General features: G+C 67.2%; 2 protein-coding genes and 3 rRNA genes (1 of these 5 only partly in view). 1 reads left to right on the plus strand and 4 read right to left on the minus strand.

Annotation, left to right across the window (positions count from 1 at the left end; translation table 11 throughout):
* Nucleotides 1-72 precede the first annotated feature (72 nt).
* Nucleotides 73-624 carry a dihydrofolate reductase family protein gene (locus tag AC6JBM_RS17605; RefSeq protein WP_497984664.1) on the plus strand — a complete coding sequence of 184 codons (552 nt, stop codon included), beginning with the start codon at nucleotides 73-75 and terminating at the stop codon, nucleotides 622-624.
* On the opposite strand, the gene AC6JBM_RS17610 is transcribed toward AC6JBM_RS17605, so the two are convergent.
* From AC6JBM_RS17610 to AC6JBM_RS17625, 4 genes are all read right to left on the minus strand, one after another.
* Complete coding sequence (locus AC6JBM_RS17610) at nucleotides 593-3,868, minus strand: AfsR/SARP family transcriptional regulator (protein ID WP_497984665.1); 3,276 nt, start codon at nucleotides 3,866-3,868, stop codon at nucleotides 593-595. The two genes, AC6JBM_RS17605 and AC6JBM_RS17610, sit on opposite strands and share 32 nt — an antisense overlap.
* Before the next feature lie 571 nt (nucleotides 3,869-4,439).
* Nucleotides 4,440-4,556 (minus strand): 5S ribosomal RNA (gene rrf / locus AC6JBM_RS17615).
* A 106-nt stretch (nucleotides 4,557-4,662) separates the two neighbouring features.
* Nucleotides 4,663-7,771: ribosomal RNA gene (locus AC6JBM_RS17620) — 23S ribosomal RNA — on the minus strand.
* A gap of 351 nt (nucleotides 7,772-8,122) precedes the next feature.
* Nucleotides 8,123-8,140: ribosomal RNA gene (locus tag AC6JBM_RS17625) — 16S ribosomal RNA — on the minus strand; it runs 1,497 nt beyond the window's last position.
* Together the 16S, 23S and 5S rRNA genes form the textbook arrangement of a ribosomal RNA operon.

Genomic DNA, 8,140 nt, shown 5'->3' on the forward strand with positions numbered 1-8,140 from the left:
GGAAATCGTAAGGCCGGTGCGGCAAGGTCGTTGGTGTCAGACGGACACGGGAACGACACCGAGGAGCATTCGATGCGCAAGCTGGTCAACTCGACGTATATCACCCTCGACGGCGTCATCGAGAGCCCGATGTGGACGGTGCCCTACTTCGACGCCGAGGCCCAGGCCTTCGCGGGCCAGCTCACCGAGAACGCCGACGCGATGCTCATGGGCCGCGTCACTTACGACGGCATGTCGGCGGCGTGGCCGACGCGGGACGAGAGCGACCCGACCACCGGTGCCGCCTACTTCAACAACGTGAAGAAGTACGTCGCCTCCACGACGCTGACCGACCCGACGTGGAACAACACGGAGGTGCTGCAGGGCGACCTCGTCGAGGCGGTGCGCGCGCTCAAGGAGGTCGACGGCAAGGGCATCATCCAATACGGCTACGGCTCCGTCACGGCCCAGCTCGTTCAGGCCGGCCTCGTCGACGAGGTCCACTTCTGGATCCACCCGGTGCTGGTCGGCGGCCCGAGCCTGACCGCGGCGCTGACCGATTTCGCGGCCTCCTTCGAGCTGGCCGGCACCCGCGTCCACAAGAACGGCCTGATCATCGCGACCTACGTTCCCGTGCGAGCGTGACGTCCGCCTCGCCGCCCTCGGCGTGCAGCGCCTTGAAGCGCTCCGCGCCGAGGGCGGCGAGCAACCGTTGCGTCACCCGTTCGATCTCGTCGCGCTCGGCGGGGGCGGCCGTGACGCCGTAGGTCTCGCGGGACTTGGCGGCCGCGCCGAGGAGCCGGGCCGCGTCCTCGTCCGCGGCGGTCACGGCGGCCAGGCCCTCCACGGCGATGATGGCGTCGCGGGGTGCGCCCATCGCGTCGGCGGCGTCGAGCGCCTCGAGGTGCAGGGCGCGGGCCTCGTCCGGGTCGCCGCGCTGCTCGGCGGCGTAGCCGAGCTCGACCAGGACCATCGGGAGATATAGCGCGGGCTGGGGCTCGCCACGGCCCTGGTCGGCCAGGCGGCCCAGGTGCGCCTCGGCCTCGTCCAGCCGGCCGGCGCGGCGGGCGCCGATGCCCAGGCCGAGCTCGGCGAAGACCACCGCGGCCGGGTTCCCCTGCTCGCTCGCCCGGGCGAGGGCGCGCTCGCCGAACTCGCGGGCGGTCCCGTAGTCGCGGGTCTGCACGGCCAGCCAGGCCAGCCAGGAGAGCTTGCTCGCCACCTCGGGCCAGAGCGCGAGTTCCTCGGCCCAGCGCAGGCCCTCGCGGTGCAGGGCCGCGGCCCGCTCGTGCTCGCCGCGCATCTCGGCGAGGCCGCCGACCCAGTCCGTGGCCTGCAGGCGGCCCCAGCGGTCGCCGAGGCCGGCGAAGAGCGCGGCGGCGCGGGTGCCGTAGTGCTCAAGCGCGTCGAGATCCCCGGCGGCGTGGGCGAACGTCGCCCGCGTGACCGACGTCGCCGCCTCGACCCAGGGGTCGTGTCCGTCGGCCGGCAGCACCTCGTCGGCCAGGGCCAGGTCGCCGCGGTCGAACACGGCGTTGGCCACGAACCAGCGGGCGAGGCCCGGCGCGCCGGCGAGCGCGGCGCGCACGTCCCGCGCGACGACGGGGGCGCCAAGCAGCAGCGCGAAGCCCAGCTTCCACGGGCCGGCGGCGACGGGGCCGAACGCCCGCCGGGCCTCGGTCAGCCGGCCGCGCAGGAACCAGTACCAGCCCAGCGCCGTCGGCAGCCGCGGGTCGCCCGCCGTCCGCTCCAGGGCGCGGCCGAGGTTCGCGGACTCGGCGTCGAGGACGGCCAGCCAGTGCTGCTGCTCGGGGCCGCGCAGGTGCGGATCGGCCCGCTCGGCGAGAGCGGTGTAGTAGGCGGCGTGCCGGTCGCGGATCTCGTCCCCGTCGCCGAGACGTTCGACGGCTTGCTTGTTGCGGACCTCGTCCCCGACGGCTTGCCTATCGCGGACCTCGTCCCCGCCGCCGACGCGGTCGACGGCCTGCCTATCGCGGACCTCGTCCCCGTCATTGCGGACCTTGTCCCCATCGCGGAGGCGGTCGGCGGCGAACGCGGCCACCGACTCGAGCAGGCGGTAGCGCGGGCCGTCGTCGACGACGACCAGCGAACGATCGACGAGCCGGGCGAGCACGTCGAGGTCGGTGCCGCAGACCTCCTCGGCCGCCTCCGGGGTGCAGCCGTCGGCGAACACGGAGAGCCGGGCCAGGACCCGCCGCTCCTCGGCGTCGAGCAGGTCCCAGCTCCAGGTGATGACGGCGGTGAGGGTGCGCTGGCGCTCGGGCACGTCCCGCTGCTGGGTCGCGAGCAGCGCGAACCGGTCATCGAGGCGCTCCACCACACCGTGCAGGCCGAGCGCCCGCACGCGGGTCGCGGCCAGCTCCAGGGCGAGGGGCAGCCCGTCGAGGCGCCGGCAGAGGCGGGCCACCTCGGGCGCGGTGCGCTCGTCCAGGCGGAACGTGCGCTGCTGGGCCGCGGCGCGGGCGGTAAACAGGCGGGCGGCCGCGGAGCGCCGGACCGCGTCGAGATCGCGCTCGTCGTCCGGGAGGGTCAGCGGCGGTACGTCCCACACGCGCTCCCCGCCAATGCCCAGCGGTTCCCGGCTGGTCGCGAGCACCCGCACGCCGGGCGCGTCGCGCAGCAGCCGCCCGGCCAGCGCGGCGGCCGGGGCAATGACGTGCTCGCAGTTGTCGAGCACAACGGTCACGGCACGCGGCCCGAGCGCGGCCAGCAGACGGTCGTCGGCGCGCAGCTCCGCCCCGGCCGCCTCCCGCACGCCGAGCGCGGCCAGCACCCGCTCGGCGACGTCGCCGCCGGCGGGGACCGGCGCGAGCTCGACGAAGACGACGTCGGCCGGGTTCAGGTCGCGGACGGCCTCGGTGGCCAGGCGAGTCTTGCCCACACCGCCGGGCCCGACGAGGGTGACGAGGCGCTGGCGGGCCAGCAGAGGCCGAAGCTCGGCGAGTGCCTCGGCCCGGCCGACCAGCTCGTCCAGCCGCGCGGGGAGGGCGTTGCGGATCAGCGCCGCCGGCGGCTTCACGTCCGGCGCCTTCCCGGTCGGTACCGTCGCCTCCGCACCCGCCGCCGGGGCCAGCGCCTCCGGGCCTGCCGCCGGGGCCAGCGCCTCCGGACCTGCCGCCAGGGCCAGCGCCTCCGGGCCTGCCGCCGGGGCCAGCGCGGCGTCGTGGCCGAGGATCTGCCGGTGGATGGTGACCAGCTCGGGCCCCGGGTCGAGCCCGAGCTCCTCGGCCAGCCGTTCGCGCAGCTCGGCGTAGCTGTCGAGGGCCTCGGTGGGGCGGCCGGCCGCGTACAGGGCCCGCAGCTGCAGCGCGCGCAGCCGCTCGCGCAGCGGGTGCCGGGCGACGAGCCCGGCCAGGTCGGCGGCGACGAGGTCGGGTTCGCCGCGGGCCAGGCGAGCCTCGGCGAGCCGCTCGTGCACGGCGAGGCGCTGCTGGGTCAGCCGCTCGACCTCGGCGCGCACGAACTCCTCGTCGGCCATGTCGGCGAACGGCTCGCCGCGCCAGAGCGCGAGGGCCGCGGTCAGGTCCGCGACGTCGTCGGAGCCGGCCAGCGCTCCGAACCGGTCGGCGTCGACGGCGCCGGTGCGCAGCAGGTACCCCGGCGCCCGCGACTCGACCAGGTCGCGGGCACCCGGCTCGGCGTCGTTGAGCGCCTTGCGCAGCTGGGAGACCCGCACCTGCAGCGCGCCGGCCGGGTTCGCGGGCGGGTCGTCGCCCCACAGGTCGTCGATGAGCCTGTCGGCGGACACGACGTGGTTGCGGTGCAGGAGGAGATCAGCGAGCAGGACCCGCACCTTGGTCCCGGGCACGACGACGGCCTCGCCGGCGTCGGTGGTCACGGCGAGCGGCCCGAGCACCCCGAACTGCATCGCGCGCCAGCCTACGACGTCCCCCCGGCGCCGATCAGACCCGGACTGACCGCCGGTAACGCTGGGTGATCGCCTGCCGACTGCCCGAGGCTCGCGGTTCACGCGTGAGCACACGCCGACCGACCTGTGCCTCGCCGCTCACGTGTGAGCACATGCCGACCGGCTCGTGTCTCGCCGCTCACATGTGAGCACATGCCGACCGGCCCGTGCCTCGCCGCTCACGCGTGAGCGCACGCCGACCGGCCCGTGCCTCGCCGCTCACGCGTGAGCACACGCCGACCGACCCGTGCCTCGCCGCTCGCATGTGCTTAAGTGCCGACCGGCTCACTGGCGTGGCCCTGTTCCGCACCGCGGCTTGATTGTCGCGGTGGAAGGCCCGCTCAGCGGCAGCCTGACCGCCCCGCGAAGCCATCCGTGGGCCCGGCCTCACCAGAACGCCTAAGAAATGCTTCTCAGCCCGATCCCCGCGCAAACAAAAAAGCCGGCCCCGCAGCATGCGGGGCCGGCTCGAAAAGGCCTGGGAAACGCTTCAGGGGCCCACCGAATTCGGTGAGCCCCTGAAGGAACGTTAGTCCGGCGGCGTCCTACTCTCCCACACTCTCTCGGGTGCAGTACCATCGGCGCTGGAGGGCTTAGCTTCCGGGTTCGGAATGGGACCGGGCGTTTCCCCTCCGCTATGGCCGCCGTAACACTATGAACCTGTCAACCCCGCACACCCACCCGAATAGGTGGGGTGCGTTCGGTGTTGGTTCAGAATCACACAGTGGATGCAAGATCTTCAAAGCAAAGATTTGTAGGTCAAGTCCTCGGCCTATTAGTACCGGTCAGCTCAAACCTGTTACCAGGCTTCCACTTCCGGCCTATCAACCCAGTGGTCTCGCTGGGGGCCTTAACCCTCAAGGGGTGGGATACCTCATCTCGAAGCGAGCTTCCCGCTTAGATGCTTTCAGCGGTTATCCCTTCCGAACGTAGCCAACCAGCCGTGCTCTTGGCAGAACAACTGGCACACCAGAGGTTCGTCCGTCCCGGTCCTCTCGTACTAGGGACAGCCCTTCTCAAGTATCCTACGCGCGCGGCGGATAGGGACCGAACTGTCTCACGACGTTCTAAACCCAGCTCGCGTACCGCTTTAATGGGCGAACAGCCCAACCCTTGGGACCTACTCCAGCCCCAGGATGCGACGAGCCGACATCGAGGTGCCAAACCATCCCGTCGATATGGACTCTTGGGGAAGATCAGCCTGTTATCCCCGGGGTACCTTTTATCCGTTGAGCGACACCGCTTCCACCTGCCAGTGCCGGGTCACTAGTCCCGACTTTCGTCCCTGCTCGACCTGTCAGTCTCGCAGTCAAGCCCCCTTGTGCACTTGCACTCAACACCTGATTGCCAACCAGGCTGAGGGAACCTTTGGGCGCCTCCGTTACATTTTAGGAGGCAACCGCCCCAGTTAAACTACCCACCAGACACTGTCCCTGAACCGGCTCACGGTCCAAGGTTAGATACCCAAATCCAACAGAGTGGTATTTCAAGCTTGCCTCCACCCACACTGGCGTGAGGGTTTCACCGGCTCCCACCTATCCTACACAATCGAATTCGAGTACCAATGTCAAGCTATAGTGAAGGTCCCGGGGTCTTTCCGTCCTGCCGCGCGTAACGAGCATCTTTACTCGTAGTGCAATTTCGCCGGGCCTGTGGTTGAGACAGTGGGGAAGTCGTTACGCCATTCGTGCAGGTCGGAACTTACCCGACAAGGAATTTCGCTACCTTAGGATGGTTATAGTTACCACCGCCGTTTACTGGCGCTTAAGTTCTCCGCTTCGCCCCGAAGGACTAACAGGTCCCCTTAACGTTCCAGCACCGGGCAGGCGTCAGTCCATATACGTCGTCTTACGACTTAGCATGGACCTGTGTTTTTAGTAAACAGTCGCTTCCCCCTGGTCTCTGCGGCCACCAACCGCTCCACCAGCACGTGGTCTCACCATCGGTGGCCCCCCTTCTCCCGAAGTTACGGGGGCAATTTGCCGAGTTCCTTAACCACAGTTCGCCCGATCGCCTCGGTATTCTCTACCTGACCACCTGTGTCGGTTTGGGGTACGGGCCGCTCGAAACTCGCTAGAGGCTTTTCTCGGCAGCATGGGATCACTGACTTCACCTGAAACGGCTCCGCTTCACGTCTCACCCACATGTGCTGCGGATTTGCCTACAGCACGGGCTACACGCTTGCCCCGGCACAACCACCGGCCGGGTCCAGCTACCCTCCTGCGTCACCCCATCGCTTGCCTACTACCACCCGAGTTCCGAAACGCCGGCCATCCCCCCGAAAGGTTCAGACCATTGTGACGTTAGTACAAGCAGGTTCAGCATGGACGCTTCTACGCGGGTACGGGAATATCAACCCGTTGTCCATCGACTACGCCTCTCGGCCTCGCCTTAGGCCCCGACTCACCCAGGGCGGATTAGCCTGGCCCTGGAACCCTTGGTCATCCGGCGGCAGGGTTTCTCACCCTGCTTTCGCTACTCATGCCTGCATTCTCACTCGCGTCACCTCCACGGCTGGATCACTCCGCCGCTTCACCGGTGACACGACGCTCCCCTACCCATCCACACACCTGGACCACAAAGGCCTGGTACACGTGTGAATGCCACAGCTTCGGCGGTGTGCTTGAGCCCCGCTACATTGTCGGCGCGGAACCACTTGACCAGTGAGCTATTACGCACTCTTTCAAGGGTGGCTGCTTCTAAGCCAACCTCCTGGTTGTCTATGCGACCCCACATCCTTTACCACTTAGCACACGCTTAGGGGCCTTAGCTGGTGATCTGGGCTGTTTCCCTCTCGACTACGAAGCTTATCCCCCGCAGTCTCACTGCCACGCTCTCACTTACCGGCATTCGGAGTTTAGTTGACTTCAGTAAGCTTGTGGGCCCCCTAGGCCATCCAGTGCTCTACCTCCGGCAAGAAACACGTGACGCTGCACCTAAATGCATTTCGGGGAGAACCAGCTATCACGGAGTTTGATTGGCCTTTCACCCCTAACCACAGATCATCCCCCAACTTTTCAACGTTGGTGGGTTCGGCCCTCCACGCGGTCTTACCCGCGCTTCAGCCTGCCCATGGCTAGATCACTCCGCTTCGGGTCTAGGACACGCGACTGAACGCCCTATTCAGACTCGCTTTCGCTACGGCTCCCCCCACACGGGTTAACCTCGCCACGTATCACTAACTCGCAGGCTCATTCTTCAAAAGGCACGCCGTCACCCCCAGCCTAAGCCAGGACGCTCCGACGGATTGTAGGCGCACGGTTTCAGGTACTATTTCACTCCCCTCCCGGGGTACTTTTCACCTTTCCCTCACGGTACTCGTCCGCTATCGGTCACCAGGGAGTATTTAGGCTTACCAGGTGGTCCTGGCAGATTCACGGCAGATTACAGGAGTCCGCCGCTACTCGGGAACACGCCAACACAGACCGTCGAATTTTCGCCTACCGGACTCTCACCGTCTACGGTGCCGCTTTCCAGCGGACTTCGACTAACCCACGGCTTTCTGACTGTGCCACCAGCCGGCAGACCGGTGCAGACATGCCCCACAACCCCAAACATGCAACCCCTGCCGGGTATCACACATGCCTGGTTTAGCCTCATCCGCTTTCGCTCGCCACTACTCACGGAATCACTATTGTTTTCTCTTCCTGCGGGTACTGAGATGTTTCACTTCCCCGCGTTCCCTCTACCTGCCCTATGTGTTCAGGCAGGAGTGACACCACATGACTGGTGCCGGGTTCCCCCATTCGGACACCCTGGGATCACAGCTCGGTTGACAGCTCCCCCAGGCCTATCGCGGCCTCCCACGTCCTTCATCGGCTCCTGGTGCCAAGGCATCCACCGTACGCCCTCAGCAACTTGACCACAAAGCAATAAAGATGCTCGCATCCACTGTGCAATTCTCAACCAACACCAAACCCGCACCGTCTTGTCAGCGGCAACCTCGACAGACACCCTGCCTGGTTTTGCACGCCGGCGCAGATTCACGTCCGAAACACACCATCGCTGGTTGTTTCAGGACCCAACAGGGTGCCTATACGATCCACACGAACCGCATCCCAGAACTGTTTCCACGCCAGCCTTCCAGCTAGCAGTACTCGACTCCGGGACCGTTGTCCGCAAGACCTTCGCCAGTGTCTCCGCCATTGAGCACCCCACCAGCACACTCGGCCGGCGCGGGCTCCTCACAGTCTTTCGACCGAAGGTGCTCCTTAGAAAGGAGGTGATCCAGCC

The organism is Dactylosporangium thailandense, assembly GCF_059739745.1.

Coding starts and splice junctions, on each gene's coding strand:
- AC6JBM_RS17605 (WP_497984664.1), top strand. CDS start 73: ATGCGCAAGCTGGTCAACTCGACGTATATCACCCTCGACGGCGTCATC.
- AC6JBM_RS17610 (WP_497984665.1), bottom strand. CDS start 3,868: ATGCAGTTCGGGGTGCTCGGGCCGCTCGCCGTGACCACCGACGCCGGC.